General features: G+C 43.2%; 9 protein-coding genes. 8 read left to right on the top strand and 1 reads right to left on the bottom strand.

What is annotated here, in order from left to right:
- The first annotated feature begins 860 nt into the window (after nucleotides 1-860).
- The 7 genes from V7K50_RS26035 to V7K50_RS26005 all read left to right on the top strand — a co-directional run bounded on the left by V7K50_RS26035 (nucleotide 861) and on the right by V7K50_RS26005 (nucleotide 10,607).
- Nucleotides 861-1,862 carry an ABC transporter substrate-binding protein gene (locus V7K50_RS26035; protein ID WP_334965191.1) on the top strand — a complete coding sequence of 334 codons (1,002 nt, stop codon included), beginning with the start codon at nucleotides 861-863 and terminating at the stop codon, nucleotides 1,860-1,862.
- 147 nt (nucleotides 1,863-2,009) lie between these two features.
- Entirely contained in the window at nucleotides 2,010-3,062 is a 1,053-nt protein-coding gene (locus tag V7K50_RS26030) for an ABC transporter substrate-binding protein (RefSeq protein WP_334965225.1), read from the top strand.
- A gap of 272 nt (nucleotides 3,063-3,334) precedes the next feature.
- Nucleotides 3,335-4,891, top strand: a complete 1,557-nt coding sequence (locus V7K50_RS26025) for a sugar ABC transporter ATP-binding protein (protein WP_334965189.1) — start codon at nucleotides 3,335-3,337, stop codon at nucleotides 4,889-4,891.
- Entirely contained in the window at nucleotides 4,888-5,886 is a 999-nt protein-coding gene (locus V7K50_RS26020) for an ABC transporter permease subunit (RefSeq protein ID WP_334965187.1), read from the top strand. Before V7K50_RS26025 ends, V7K50_RS26020 begins: the two co-directional genes overlap by 4 nt.
- A gap of 203 nt (nucleotides 5,887-6,089) precedes the next feature.
- Nucleotides 6,090-7,490, top strand: coding sequence for a sugar porter family MFS transporter (locus V7K50_RS26015; protein ID WP_334965185.1), 1,401 nt, complete (start codon nucleotides 6,090-6,092; stop codon nucleotides 7,488-7,490).
- A 338-nt stretch (nucleotides 7,491-7,828) separates the two neighbouring features.
- Nucleotides 7,829-8,875: a Gfo/Idh/MocA family oxidoreductase gene (locus tag V7K50_RS26010; protein ID WP_334965183.1), complete on the top strand. Its 1,047-nt coding sequence runs from the start codon at nucleotides 7,829-7,831 to the stop codon at nucleotides 8,873-8,875.
- Between the two features lie 118 nt (nucleotides 8,876-8,993).
- The gene (locus V7K50_RS26005; RefSeq protein WP_334965180.1) at nucleotides 8,994-10,607 is read left to right on the top strand and encodes an iron uptake porin; all 1,614 of its coding nucleotides are present in this window, start codon (nucleotides 8,994-8,996) and stop codon (nucleotides 10,605-10,607) included.
- A gap of 366 nt (nucleotides 10,608-10,973) precedes the next feature.
- On the opposite strand, the gene recN is transcribed toward V7K50_RS26005, so the two are convergent.
- Nucleotides 10,974-12,722 carry a DNA repair protein RecN gene (recN, locus tag V7K50_RS26000; RefSeq protein ID WP_334965178.1) on the bottom strand — a complete coding sequence of 583 codons (1,749 nt, stop codon included), beginning with the start codon at nucleotides 12,720-12,722 and terminating at the stop codon, nucleotides 10,974-10,976.
- A gap of 358 nt (nucleotides 12,723-13,080) precedes the next feature.
- Between recN and V7K50_RS25995 the strand changes: the two genes are divergently transcribed.
- The gene (locus V7K50_RS25995; RefSeq protein ID WP_334965176.1) at nucleotides 13,081-15,090 is read left to right on the top strand and encodes an ABC1 kinase family protein; all 2,010 of its coding nucleotides are present in this window, start codon (nucleotides 13,081-13,083) and stop codon (nucleotides 15,088-15,090) included.
- Nucleotides 15,091-15,310 lie beyond the last annotated feature (220 nt).

Here is a 15,310-nt window from a genome sequence, read left to right as displayed (position 1 = left end):
CCAAGCCTATTTAAGTTAATTGAGAAAATATAACTAAAGGATGTTTATATTTTCCAAGATATAGCATTAAAAATCAAATAGTTCCCTGCCATCACATTATTATTTGTGAATAAATTTATTTAGAACTGTTAACTTTTTTAACATTGCTATAGACATTCAATAGGCTGATTTATGCGAGTGCTTTGATATTAAAGATTTTGGCTTATAGGGGGGAAATTGAAAAGCTTTCTATTTGTAAAGTTCGATAAACAAAATTAATTTTTGCGCGAGAGCAGGATAAAATGAAATAAGTCAAAATCACATAAAGATTTACAAGTTTAATAAAACTAATTTCGGGAGTTTTGACTTAAAAGCTGTTTCCAGTTTACGCACTAACAAAGTAATTTCACCAAAAAATAATGCAATTATTTAAATTAGTGAAGTGTTCATGATTTTGCTTTAAAAACAAAACATCTGGTTTCGTAAAGCTAATAGCATTAACTCTAATAACGTCAAATCACAAGACCTTTGGAGTTTAAATTTCAAAAGCTAGTGGTCTGTCTAATTAGTTTTGCTAGGTTTGTAGTGAGCGATTTATCGCTCAAATCAAGGACTAAAGTCCTTACTACGAACTTTTCTAACCCTTCAGAATTAATGCGACAGACCACTAGTAGTTTGTCAAGTTTAAATTGATGGGTAAGCAAATTTTTAGTAAGGGTTTTAGCGCTGACTACGAACCCTCAAAACTAACTTGATAAAGTAGTAATATCACTAGGTTAGGTCTAAAGTGTTCAGACCTAGTTCATATTGTGATGACTGTGCAGATTTTATTCTGCTAACCTTTTTCTAAAATTTAAATCCGTTGTTAGAAATAGATGAATATGAAGAGAATTTCGCTCATAGTTGGCATATTAGGTTTCGCGGTTGTTGGTTGCACAAATGGCGCTCAAAATGACAATACTGCTACTAATACTACTAACAAGGCTACTAATATAAGTGCAGAGAGTCTTACTACTGCAAATAGAAAATTGCAAACAATCGGTGTTGCTTTGGGTGACTTAGGCAATCCCTTCTATAATGCAGTGCAGAATGGGGCTGAGACAGAAGCCCAGAAAATCGGGGGTAATATCAGAGTTAATGCGGTTTCCAGTGGCTTTGATCTGAACCAACAAAGCAACCAAATCGAAAATTTTACGGCTGCGAATACTGACCTAATTATCCTCAGCGCTGTTGACAAAAAAGGAGTTAAACCAGTTATTGACCGAGCAAGGCTTGCAGGTAAGGTTGTTATTGCAGTAGATTCAGCCGTTGATGCAGATGTGGATGCGATGATTAGCTCCAACAATACCCAAGCTGGTGAGGTTGCTTGCCAATATATTGCCGATCGCATTAAAGGTCAAGGTAGTGTAGTCATCCTCAACGGTACTCCGATGGACTCAATCAATCAGCGAGTGAGTGGCTGTGAGAAGTCATTGTCGAAATATCCTGATATCAAACTCATTTCTAAAGACCAAAACGCCGAAGGGACAAGGGATGGAGGATTGAGAGTGATGAGCGATTTGCTGACAACCTTTCCCAAAATTGATGCGGTTTTTGCCACTAACGATCAAAGCGGTGTGGGCGCAGATTTAGCAGCTAAACAAGCAAAACGTAAAGAATTTTTTATTGTTGGGGTTGACGGTTCGCCAGATGCAACCAAAGCAATGGAAGACAAAGATGGTGTATTTGCTGCAACTGCGGCTCAAAATCCCGCAGGGATGGCTGAAAAAGCAGTTCAGATTGGCAACGATATCATCCAGGGTAAAAAACCTCAGTCACCGAACATTCTGATTCCAGTCAATTTGGTTACTAGAGACAACCTCAGCAGCTACAAAGGCTGGTAATTTGTAATACTCGCCTCCGGCGAGAAGCAAGCTACGTAATTACAACATACGGAAAAAGGCTTGATACAAGAGGGTTATAATACTTGACCCTGTTTTTTAACAAATACATCGTTTTTGGTGTCAGAAAAAATGACTTCTAGGAAATATATGAATGTGAAAAAGTTTACGTTCACCTCTGGTGTTACGCTTCGCGTAATCGCAGCTAGCATATTAGGTATCATCAGTGGTAGTCTTGTCGGCTGTACAAATCCTTCTCCCGATCGCAACACTGCGACTAATACTGAAACGAAAAATGTGACAAATACTAGTGCAGAGACGAAAACTGCCACTGGGAATGGAAAATTACGATCAGTTGCCTTCACCGTCGGTGATTTAAGTAATCCCTTCTTCGTCCTCATGGGACAAGCAACTGAGGCAGAAGCGAAGAAAATTGGCGGTAAGGATGTCAACGTTAGCGTAGTTTCTAGTGCCTATGACCTCAACCAACAAAGCAATCAAATTGAAAATTTCACTGCTGCCAATACTGACATCATTATTGTAAATGCTGCTGATAAAAGTGGCATTAAGCCAGCAATTGAAAAAGCCAAACTTGCAGGTAGAATTGTCATTGCAGTAGATACAGGTGCAGAAGGAGGCGTGGATGCCACCATTACTACTAATAATGTCCAAGCTGGAGAAGTTAGTTGCAAATATATTGCTGATCGTCTCAAAGGGAAAGGCAATATTGTCATAGTTAATGGGCCGCCAGTGGACTCGGTAATTCAACGAGTTAGTGGCTGTGAGAATGTATTGTCTAAATATCCCGATATCAAAATCCTCTCGAAAAACCAAAATGCAGAAGGTAGTCGGGACGGAGGACTGAGAGTTATGACTGATTTGCTGACAACCTTTCCGAAAATTGATGCTGTTTTTGCCATCAATGATCCGAGTGGAGTTGGTGCAGAACTAGCAGCTAACCAAGCACAACGTAAAGATTTCTTTATTGTCGGGGTTGATGGTGCGCCAGAAGCGATCGCTGCGATCGCTGCTAAAAATGGTTTATATGCTGCAACCGCTACTCAAAATCCGCGAGGGATGGCCGAAAAAGCAGTTCAAGTTGGGAATGACATTTTAAATGGCAAGAAACCTACTAGTCCTACCATTTTGATTCCAGTTAAGTTGATCACAAAAGATAACGTCAGCACAGAAAAAGGCTGGTAAATAATAATAATTGTGAATTTGCAATTAAAAATTATGTCTAATTCGAGTTGAGTCTTTTGATGCATTGACAGAGTTTTTGCACATACCCATGATGTATATATGTACATCTGTAGAAAGTTCTGAACGTCGTCTTCCGAAATTCAGAACTTTCCCAGATGACAATCGATTTTTAAAACATGATTTTGTGATGATTTTAACTTCACATTAGATGTGAGTTTATTAATTCCTAATTCACAATTGCGACTTTTAAATAGTTTTTACAGGTTCTGCCCATGACAACAACTATTGAAACTTCATTTCCTGATGCACCAACTAGCAACCCGGTGTTAGAAATGCAAGGGATTACGAAACGATTTCACGGTGTATCTGCACTCCAAAATGTTAATCTCACCATTTACCCAGGAGAAGTTCACGCCCTCATGGGTGAAAACGGAGCAGGTAAAAGCACATTGATGAAAATCCTGGCTGGGGCTTACATTGCAGATGAAGGAGAAATTCGCATTAATGGTCAAACCCTGAAAATTAGCGATCCGGGGACAGCACGCAAATCGGGCATTAATCTCATTTATCAAGAACTGAATGTTGCACCGAATTTAACCGTTACCGAAAATATGTTTATGGGTAGCGAGTTGCGGCGAGGTCAGTTTTTAGACCGCAAAGCGATGCAACTGGAAGCAGAAGAAGTGCTGGAAAGTCTAGGAGCCAATTTTACCGCCCAGACTATAGTTGGTACATTGTCCATCGCTGAACAACAGCAAGTGGAAATTGCCAGGGCGCTGAAGGATAAAAGCCGCGTTTTGGTGATGGATGAGCCAACAGCAGCCCTATCTGACCGCGAGAGTGAGCATTTATTTGAGGTAATTCGCAAACTGCGGAGTGATGGCATTGCCATTATTTACATCAGCCATCGCATGGAAGAAATCTATGCCCTAGCTGATCGGATTAGTGTGTTGCGCGATGGTCAATATATTGGCAGTCTCACACGCAGTGAAATTTCTCCACAGCGATTGGTGCAGATGATGGTTGGTCGTTCCATGCAAGACTTTTACGAGCATCAACGGCAAAAGAATCCTGGCCCAGTGGTGCTGCAAGTCAGAAATATGAGCGATGCGCGTCACAAGATTGAGCCGACTAGTTTTAAAGTTCATGCTGGAGAAATTCTAGGTTTAGCGGGGCTGGTTGGTGCTGGACGCACAGAGTTATCCCGGCTAATTTTTGGTGCAGACCGTAAAGCTAGTGGTGAAGTATTCTTGAATGGCAAAAAACTGGAAATTAATACACCCAGTGATGCAATCGCTGCGGGAATTGGTTACGTCCCGGAAGATCGCAAAGACCAAGGTTTATTTCTGGAGATGAGCGCCCGCAAGAATATCGCCATCAATACACTTAAGCAGGATGCCAAAGCTGGAATTGTGAACTGGGCTTCAGTAAATCGGCTATCAACAGACGCGGTGGAAAACTTTAATATCCGTCTAGCCAATTTGGAAATTAGAGCGATGGATCTTTCTGGTGGTAATCAGCAGAAGCTACTGTTAGCGCGTTGGTTAGCCATTAAACCGAAAGTGTTGATGTTAGATGAGCCAACACGCGGCGTAGATATCGGTGCCAAAAGCGAAATTTACCGAATTATGAGCGAATTGGCAGCACAAGGTGTTGCTATTTTAATGGTTTCCAGTGAACTATCGGAGATTGTCGGTATGAGCGATCGCGTCTTAGTGATGCGAGAAGGACAGCTGGTAGGCGAACTGGATGACAGTCTTGGTAAAGAAATCACCCAAGAAAAGATTATGCACTATGCAACTGGAGCATCGGAGGTATCAGGATCATGAGTCAAACAGTCAGACCACCTGCCAATAAATTAGCCAACAATCCCGTATCCCGCAACCGGAAATCAATTAGTACTCTGCTAGAAGTTGCCGGTATTCTGCCAATCTTAGTAATTATCTGCATCTTATTTGCCTTCCTTTCTCCCAACTTCCTTACCGGCGGTAACATCGTTAATATCTTACGTCAGGCATCAATCAATATTGTGCTGGCGACCGGAATGACCTTTGTGATTCTCACCGGAGGTATTGACCTTTCCGTTGGGTCAATCTTAGCTGTTTCTGCCGTAGTTGCGTTGTTGGTATCGCTACTGCCGGCTTTAAGTTGGGCGGCTGTACCTGCTGCATTGCTGGCAGGATTGCTTTTAGGCTTAGTCAACGGTGCCCTCATCACCTTTTTAGATGTGCCACCTTTTATTGTCACCTTGGGTTCACTAACTGCCTTGCGGGGTGCAGCCTTTTTGATTGCCAAAGGTACAACCCTGATTAACCGAGACATCGATTTTGCTTGGGTGGGTAATAGTTATGTCGGACCCCTGCCGTGGCTAGTCATAATTGCGCTACTGACTGTAATCGCTAGCTGGTTTGTGCTGCGGCAAACTGTTTTAGGAGTGCAGATATATGCCGTTGGTGGTAACGAGCGGGCAGCCAGATTAACCGGGATTAAAGTTAATCGGGTATTGTTATTTGTCTATGGTATTAGCGGATTACTGGCAGGTTTAGGAGGAATCATGAGTGCCAGCCGTCTTTATAGTGCTAGTGGCGTATTGGGTCAGGGTTATGAATTAGATGCGATCGCAGCTGTTATTTTAGGTGGAACCAGCTTTACAGGTGGTATTGGTACCATTGGCGGCACCCTTCTAGGTGCATTGATTATTGCTATTCTCAACAACGGTTTAACCTTGTTGAACCTATCTTACTTCTGGCAACTAGTCGTCAAAGGACTAGTAATTATTTTGGCAGTAATGATTGATCGCTTACGCAGACGTTCCAGACGTTGAAGTATGAAAGGGACTGGGGACTGGGGACTAGGGACTGGGGGAATAAATAACTAATCCCCAATACTTCGGCTTCTCTACGAGACGCTACGCGAACGCTCAGTACAAGTGCCCCATGCCCAATCCCCAATTCCCAATACTTCGGCTTCTCTACGAGACGCTACGCGAACGCTCAGTACAAGTCCCCAATTCCCAATATATAAACTATGTCATCTACTACTGTTCGTCGTAAATCCAGCACATTTTATGTAATTTTGATTGCTGGTGCTGCTGCCCTCGGCGGTTTTCTCTTCGGTTTTGACACTGCTGTAATCAACGGCGCGGTTTTATCTCTAGCAAAAGCTTTTCACACCAGTAGTTGGGTAACAGGGCTGGCAGTATCCCTAGCCTTACTGGGTTCTGCGCTAGGAGCCTTCTTTGCCGGACAGATTGCAGACCGTTATGGTCGAGTCAACGCAATGGTGGTCGCTTCGGCATTATTTACGATCAGTGCCATTGGCTCTGGGCTGGCCTTCACAATCTGGGATTTTATCTTTTGGCGAGTATTGGGTGGCATTGGAATCGGCGTTGCTAGCGTCATCGCCCCAGCTTACATTGCCGAATGTTCTCCCACCCATTTACGGGGAAGGTTAGGATCTCTGCAACAATTAGCGATCGTAGTGGGAATTTTCATCGCCTTATTGAGCGACTACTTTATTGCTGTCTCAGCAGGTTCAGCAGACTCGCCGTTTTTGTTTGGGGTTGCAGCTTGGCGCTGGATGTTTTGGACAGCAGTCCCGCCAGCAGTATTCTACGGAATGATGGCTTTAACAATTCCTGAATCTCCCCGTTACTTAGTTGCCAAAGGACGAGAGCCAGAAGCCGCTAACGTTCTGACCAAGATTTTGGGGGGTGATGTGCTGCCAAAAATTGAAGAGATTCGGCAGACAGTGCTTCAAGAACGTCAGCCGAGATTTTCTGACCTCTTAAGCAGAAGTGGTGGACTTCTCCCAATTGTTTGGATCGGAATCGGCTTATCTGTATTTCAGCAATTCGTTGGTATTAATGTGATCTTCTATTACAGCAGCGTTTTGTGGCGGGCTGTCGGGTTTTCCGAAAAAAGTTCCCTAACAATTACGGTGATTACAGGAGCGGTCAACATTATTACAACACTGATTGCGATCGCCTTCGTAGATAAATTTGGTCGCAAGCCGTTGCTTCTACTAGGGTCGATTGGCATGACCTTGACCTTGGGGACAATGGCTTCTATTTTCGGTACAGCTCCCCTAGATGCTGCTGGAAACCCCAATCTTACTGGCAGCGCGGGTACTTTGGCTCTCATTGCAGCCAACCTCTATGTATTTTGCTTCGGTTTCTCCTGGGGGCCAGTGGTTTGGGTACTGTTGGGAGAAATGTTTAATAACAAAATTCGAGCTGCTGCACTTTCGGTTGCTGCTTCCATCCAATGGGTTGCAAATTTCGTTATCTCCACGACATTTCCTCCCATACTGCAATATTTCGGTTTAGGTTCTGCCTATGGACTCTATACAATTGCGGCGGCTACCTCATTCTTTTTCATTCTCTTTTTTGTTAAAGAAACCAAAGGAATTGAGTTAGAAGATATGTAATTGGCGATTTAGTACCGCTAATACGTAATTTTTAATTCGCAATGACGTTTGCGGACTTGCTAACGCTGCGCTAGCGTAATTCGGATCTCTGTGTCTTCTATCCCTGTGAGGTTGCAATGAGTCTGCATTTCCATCTGTGATCTTACATCGCGGAAAAAATATCAGACAACAACTAAATAAGTAGCTAGGCGTAAATAAATTAAAGTTTGTAGTCAGGACTTTAGTCCTAATAATTGTTGTTTTTAGCGATGAATCGCTGACTACGAACTAGGATTTTATTTTATGTTTAATTATGCCTATCTACTTACAAACTCTTCTTTCAGTCAATCAGCAAAAAGATGGAAACTATCAATACGGCTCTTTGTTCTTATGGTTTGTCTGGTAGGGTATTTCATGCGCCGTTCATTGATTTACATCCCGGATTTCAATTAGCAGGTTCTTGGGAAAGAAGCAAAAAGCTGATACAGAAAGATTATCCAGAAGTAAAAAGCTATCCTTCTTTAGAAGCATTGCTAGCAGACGATCAAGTAATGTTGGTGATAGTCAATACACCCACTTATACACATTACGATTATGCTAAACAGGCTTTGTTGGCAGATAAACATCTGGTGGTAGAAAAAGCATTTACCACAACGGTAGCAGAAGCGGAAAACCTCAAAGAATTGGCACAAAAACAGGGAAAGAAATTATCTGTATATCAAAACCGGAGGTGGGATAGTGATTTTAAAACAGTCAAAAAAATTGTCCAAGAAGGCTTGCTGGGTGATATTATTGAAGCAGAATTTAAATTTCAAAAATATAAACCAACCCTCAGCCATAAACAACATGTAGAAGTTCCAAGTCCAGGGGCAGGAATATTAAACAATTTAGGGCCGCACTTAATAGACCAAGCTTTGCATTTATTTGGGATGCCTGATGCTATTTTTGCAGATATCCGCATAACAAGGCTGCGATCGCAGGTAGATGATGATTTTGAATTGATACTATACTACGACAAACTGCGCGTCAAATTAAAAGCAAGTTTCCTTGTGCGTGAGCCTGCGCCTGCCTATATTATACATGGGACTAAGGGTTCTTTTCTCAAAAGCCGAGCCGATAAACAAGAAGAGTATTTAGTAGCGGGGATGAAGCCTAACACACTTGATTGGTATACGGAACCGGAAAGTGAATCTGGCTTGCTTCATACAGAAAAAGACACAAAAGTAATTCGAGAAAAAGTCAAAAGTTCACAGGGCAGTTATTTAGGTTATTACGATGCGGTGTACAAATCCATTGTTAATAATCAGCCAATTGCTGTTACTGCCGAAGACGGAATTAATGTAATGCGAATTATAGAAGCGGCTATTAAAAGCAGCGATGAGCAAAAAGTCATAGCGTTACTTTAAGTGACCTAAAACCTCAACTCAAAAGATGTAACTGCAATGCTGATTAGCTCATATTTGCTTCGAGTGTAATCTCTTTCGTTACAAAGTCAGAATTCAACCATTTTTAACTAACAAGTCAATGCTCAAAATTCTTTTTTATAGCTTTTTTGTCCTATTTTTGGCAATTCCAGCAGTTTGGGCAGCACCTCCACAAGATGATTCAAGTACAGCAGATGCTAATAAGAATTTGGAGGGACAAGTCAATTCTGTTTCCCAACTTTCTGATATCAAACCGACTGATTGGGCGTTCCAAGCACTGCAATCGCTAGTCGAACGCTATGGCTGTATTGCAGGTTATCCTAACGCAACCTATCGCGGCAACCGGGCTTTAAGTCGTTACGAGTTTGCAGCTGGTTTAAATGCCTGTTTAGACCGAGTGAATGAATTAATTGCTGTGGGTACTAACGATTTAGTCAAAAAAGAAGATTTGGCAGTGGTGCGAAATTTGCAAACAGAGTTTGCGGCAGAATTGACAACTCTGCGTGGGCGGGTGGATACGCTAGAAGCACATACAGCAACGCTGGAGAAGCAGGAATTTTCCACTACTACCAAACTGAATGCTCAAATTATTACCGCCATTAGTGATACCTTTGGTAATAGAGTGGGTGGCAATCGCGATGAATCCCGTGCCTACTTTGCAGATCGGGGTCGTCTCAACTTGGAGAGTAGTTTCACCGGCAAAGATTTGTTGCGAGTCCGGCTGGAGTTTGGCAACTTTGCGAGTTCCAATGGTGTAAGCCAAATTGCCGCAGCCACGGGTACAGGAATGACACGCCTGAATTTCGACAACGACAACAACAATACACTTTTTGTTCCCCACATCCGTTACTACTTCCCCGTCAGTGATTCTCTTAACTTCGTTGTTGGTCCCACAGGCATTGGTTACACCGACATTTCAACCACCGTCACTCCCGCCACAATCGCTGACGACGGTAATGGGGTTCCCTCACTATTTGGGTCATACAGTCCCTTATTCCGGCGAGGTGGCGGTGGCGGTGCCGCTAACTGGAATATTACCAAAGACTTGGTTCTCACCTTGGGCTATTTAGCAAGCAGTCCCAATGTCCCATCGGCTAGCAATGGGTTATTTGATGGCGGCTACAACGCCCTGGCGCACTTAGCCTATTATGGTAAGCAAGGAGCTATTGGTGTGGCCTACTCTCATGGCTATAGTCCTGGTGGAGTAGTTGATCTCACAGGTGGAACGGGTAGTGTTCTCGCAAGTTCTCCTTTTGGAAATAATATTGCCACTTCCAACAGCATTGTCGGTGTACAGGGATACTATCGTTTTTCTCCAAATTTCCAGATTCACTCTTGGGGTGGATATATCTGGGCAACTGCCAAGAACTCTGGTTTGAGTGATATTTCTAATGGTAGGGGTGGAACAGATTCTCTGTTGGTGAACAATGGTGACTATGCCAATGCCTGGTTTGGGGCGATTGGTATGTCGTTTCCAGATGTGGGCGGTAGGGGTAACTTGCCAGGAATTCTCTTTGGTATACCACCCCATGTCTCTAACAGTGATGTTCGTCAAGATAGAAACAACGCTTACCATATCGAAGCATTCTATCGCTATCGTCTGAACGATAATATCTCAGTAACTCCTGGTTTTTGGGTAATTCTTAACCCAGAAAATGACAGCAGAAATGATACACAATATGTGGGCGTGATTCGCACAACCTTCGATTTTTAACTGGAATATAAGGCAATACAGTTCAGTTAAGCATTTCTTCCTTCTCTCTGCGTCCTTGGCGTCTTGGCGGTTCGTTAAAAAAATTGACTTTGTAATAGAGTTTTAGCCTTAACCCAAGCGTATTGGAATATAAGGCAATACGCTTGGGTTAGGGACTTCCAAATAAAAAATATCCCAAAACTGACACAAAAATCCTCTCTATTTCTCCTCTTTCTGTGTTCTCTGCGCGGCAGTCACTCATGGGGGAAACCACGCCAGATGCTCCACTTGGGGAAACCCCAAGACCGCACTGGCTCCCCAAGACCGCGCTGCCTTGCCTCTGTGGTTCGTTTATTTGGATAATTTATTTCTTGGAAGTCCCTTAATTCAACTCTGCTCACCGCGCCGGTGGTTAGCAGCTTGTAATAACAGAGATTCGGCAAAAGCGATCGCATCACTTGCAGATTTACCACCAGCTAACTGTGCTAATTCTTCCCGGCGAGTGGTTAAATTATCCAAGGTAGTAACTCTGACAACGGTACGCTGCTCGGCGTTGTCAGAGTTAGCTTTTTTACCCTTGCCTTGATTAATAGTTTGCTTATCTACGCGGAAATGCCGATCGGCCATTGCCGCAACTAAAGGCTGATGGGTAACACATAATACCTGGTTGCGTTGACTTAGCTGGTGTAATTTTTCAGCGATCGCTTGGGCTACCCTTCCCGAAACCCCCACATCAATTTCATCAAATACCATTGTTCCAGCCACATCAACCTGAGAAAAACAAGCTTTCAGCGCCAGTAAAAAGCGGCTCATTTCCCCGCCAGAGGCAATTTCCGTTAAAGGTTGTAGTGGTTCTCCAGGGTTGGAACTAAATGTAAAGGTAATTTTATCTGCTCCCATCGCAGTTGGGGAAGCAGGAACTATCTCAACCAGAAACTTCACCTTTTCCATCGCTAGGGGCTTGAGTTCAGCTATCAAACGTGATTCTAAACTAGCAGCCGCTTTACTCCGCAGTTGAGTTAACAAATTACTTGCTTGGGTGAGTTTTTCAAAACACGCCTTTTCTTGCTGTTCTAGATTTTCGATCGATTGTTCGCTGTCGTTGAGTTGGGATAATTCCCCTTGGATACGTTGGTAATAAGCGATCGCTTCTGTAAGCGTCGGCCCATACTTGCGGCAAATTTGCTTTAATTCTTGAGTTCGTTCTTCCACTTCTTCCAATCGCTGCGGATCGGCTTCCAAACCATCCCCATAAGCATTAATCTGTCTTCCCACTTCCATTACCGCAGCTTGCGCGTCCCGCACCAATTCCAAGAGGGGTTGCAGTTGGGTATCATATTCCACCATATCATTTAATGTTGCCTCACTCTCTCCCAATAAATCTGCGGCGGCTGGGGTTTCGTGATCGTTTTGATACAAAGCCTGATAAACCTTGTAACTCATCTGTTGCAAATCCACGACATGATTCAGGCGTTCCCGTTCTTGTCCCAACTGTTCCAATTCATTAGCTTCGAACAGATTGGCTGCTTTCAATTCTTGCACTTGATAGGTGAGCAAGTCGAGTTGTTGCAACCGTTCCCGTTCTGATGTTCGGCGTTTTTCTAATGCTAAATGCGCTTGTTGGTAAGTACTAAAGCTCGTTGCCACCTTATGGCGCTGCTGCATCAGAGAATCGCCACCATATAAATCCAACCAGTCCCGGACTTGGGCAGATTGTCCCACTTGTACAGTTTGACCTTGGGCCGTGATTTCCACCAAGCGATCGCGCATTCCTCCCATAATTTGCCGATTTACCAATACACCATTCACCCGCGATCGACTGCGGATATTACTAGTAGTGACAGTGATTTCTCGGCTAATGACTACGGAATTTTCATCAAGCAAATCTATTTCTTGTTCAGTTAACCAAGCGGCTAGGGGAGCATTTGAGGTGAAAGTCGCTTCTACCATCGCCCGACTTGTCCCCGTGCGAATGACTCGACTAGAGACTTTACCGCCCAAAGCAGCATCAATGGCATCCAAGATAATCGATTTTCCGGCGCCAGTTTCACCTGTCAACACATTTAGTCCCGCGCCAAATTCCAATTCTAGTTGGTCAATGAGGGCAAAGTTTTCAATTCGCAGACAAAGCAACATCAAGCCAAATTCTCCATAAAGGCAGATGCCGGATACTTCAAACTTACAACACAATTAAGTATAATCTTTCAGCAACTAGCAATACCTACTACTATTGAACTAGTATGCCAATTTAAGTGTAGCAGACCACTTGGGAGTAGGGACTGGGGACTGGGTACTAGGGACTGGGTACTGGGGACTGGGGACTAGAAAAAAATTAGTTGAACCTTAATCCCTAATCCCCAATCCCCAATCCTCAATCCCTAATCCCCAATCCCCAATCCCCAATCCCCAATCCCTAATCCCTAATCCCCATTTTCAATCCTTCAACATATTGTTACAATACTTAATGTGATCGTTCTGACTGGTGGCCTTCTTCATGATTGTTAAGACACTTCCCCCTAGTTCCCGACCGATTCAGGAGGACAGTCGCAACGGCACAAATCGCCGAGGTGAACTGGATATTATTGATATAGTGCCAGAAAAAAATGGTACAGAAAGCTTGGTTGTGCCGCTACGCCCGTCGCAGACATCGCCAAGACTATTAGCTGCCCAAAAGGTGAGAATAACTGCCCAACCGGAAATACTTTACGACCCCGTAAGCATAGCGGCACACTACCAAAAAAGAAAATTGCAAGTTGTGCGGCGGATTTTCGCCGTCTTGTGGCCAACTCTATCCTTTGTTTTTGGGTTGTGGTCGGATAATAAACGGGGAATTGTCGTCAAAAACGATCGCCGTCGAGCCACTCAGCTAAGAGTATTGCTTACTCAACTGGGGCCTGCTTACATTAAAATCGGACAAGCTTTGTCCACCAGACCGGATCTAGTTCCTCCCGTATACCTAGAAGAATTAACTAAGCTACAAGACCAATTACCGCCTTTTCCCAACGAAATTGCTTACCAATTTATCAAAGAAGAATTAGGCGCACCTCCAGAAGAGGTTTATGCCGAACTCTCAGCCCAGCCAATTGCTGCGGCTTCATTGGGGCAAGTCTATAAAGGGAAGCTAAAAACTGGTGAAGAAGTCGCCGTTAAAGTGCAACGCCCTGACTTAAGAGAGCGGATCACCATTGACTTGTATATCTTGCGTAACCTTGCTGGTTGGGTGCAGAAAAAAGTTAAACGGGTAAAAAGTGACTTAGTTGGTATTCTGGATGAATTAGGCGATCGCATTTTTGAAGAGATGGACTACATCCACGAAGGCGAAAATGCCGAGCGATTTTTCCAGCTATACAGTCATATAAAAGACATATATATACCGAGAATTTACTGGGAATACACCAATCGTCGTGTCTTAACGATGGAGTGGATTAACGGTACAAAATTAACCCAGACAGAAGAAATTAACGCCCAAGGTATAGATGCTCGTTATCTAATTCAAGTGGGTGTGCAGTGTTCCCTACGCCAACTCCTAGAACATGGGTTTTTCCACGCCGATCCCCACCCTGGTAATTTATTAGCAACACCAGACGGCAAATTAGCTTATCTCGACTTTGGAATGATGAGCGAGATTCAGCCAGCACAGCGTTATGGTTTAATTGAAGCGATCGTCCACGTCGTCAACCGTGACTTTGAAGGATTAGCAAAAGACTACGTTAAATTAGATTTCTTATCACCAGAAACCGATTTAACACCAATTATCCCAGCTTTTGCGAGAGTCTTTGCTGATGCCCAAGGAGCCAGTGTTGCCGAACTTAACATTAAAAGCATCACCGATGAACTATCGGCTTTGATGTACGAGTATCCTTTCCGCGTACCTCCCTACTACGCCTTAATTATTCGTTCCCTCGTGACCCTTGAAGGTATTGCAATATTTATAGATCCCAACTTTAAAGTTCTCAGCGAGGCATATCCCTACGTTTCTAAACGCCTGTTAACCGACCCAGCACCACAACTAAGAGCATCATTGCAAGATTTACTATTTAAAGATGGCAGATTTCGCTGGAATCGGTTAGAAAACTTATTACGTAATGCGCGTAACAGTGAAGATTACGACTTTAACTTAGTGCTAAATCAGGGCATAGAATTTCTGTCATCTGAACGCGGCGCTTTTATTCGTGACAAGCTAGTAGATGAATCTGTTAACGGACTTGATGCTTTAGGTAAAAATGTTTTGCATAACTTTACCTCCCTGTTGCGCGAACGGGTAGGATTGACAGCAGTTAATAAAACCCCATCGGCTACAGTTGAGCAACAACAAACCTTAGAGCATATCAAACATATATTAGGTATTCTCCAAGAAACACGAGGCTTTGACCCGGTGCAACTTGCGCCCCAAATTGCCCAGCTATTGGTAAATTCAAATGTACAACGTTTAGGTCAACAAATTGCCAACCGTTTTACGCAAAAAGCTGTAGCCAGGTTAATTAGGCAATTATTGGCATCGTAGCAAAAATTATGAGTTAAAGAAGAATGCAGAATTCACAAGTCAAAACTTTCTTTAACTCATAAATCATTTATTCTATAAACTATATAACCCTGACTTTTCACCCTTAGAGGTTGTTTGAAAAGTAGTTAGGGGTTGCTGAAAAAGAAAGAAAAGTTGACACTCTGAGATTTTCAGACCAAAGAAGTATATTCAGGTGCAAGATTTGAAGGTAGAATAGCCC

It is taken from the genome of Nostoc sp., assembly GCF_036917135.1.
Lineage (GTDB): Bacteria > Cyanobacteriota > Cyanobacteriia > Cyanobacteriales > Nostocaceae > Nostoc.
Note: the sequence above shows the minus strand (reverse complement) of the source record. Positions and strands in the feature narration are given on the sequence as shown.